Annotated in this window: 1 protein-coding gene; it reads left to right on the top strand. The window is 60.4% G+C overall.

The annotated features are described in order from the left end of the window. Positions 1-276: hypothetical protein (locus AAEY88_RS13310; RefSeq protein ID WP_350563155.1), on the top strand; the 276-nt coding region annotated here is incomplete at its 5' end. Between the last annotated feature and the right edge of the window lie 2 nt (positions 277-278).

Here is a 278-nt window from a genome sequence, read left to right as displayed (position 1 = left end):
GGGGGCGCCGGGCGCGAGTGGGCCGCTGTCGGCCAGGTTGATAAATGGATCGCTTACCGTAACGTGTGCGATACGGGAAAAATTGTGCGCGAAAAGGCGTTCGGGTGGCAGCCTCATCGATTGGACGAGACGCCGCCACGCAGGCTGATTCAGATGAGGCGGCAAGATGCGATCGAGCTCGGAGAGCGCAATGTGTGCATCCTGGGCGACTTTCGTGATGAGCTTTCGCGCGACGAGCTGGTACTGCGCAAGGAAACTCGCTTCGGTCTGTCCTAGCA

This window comes from Psychrobacter sp. CAL346-MNA-CIBAN-0220 (assembly GCF_040309805.1).
Taxonomy (GTDB): Bacteria; Pseudomonadota; Gammaproteobacteria; order Pseudomonadales; family Moraxellaceae; genus Psychrobacter.
The sequence above is the reverse complement of the archived record's forward strand: the minus strand, read 5'-3'. Positions and strand labels throughout refer to the sequence as shown.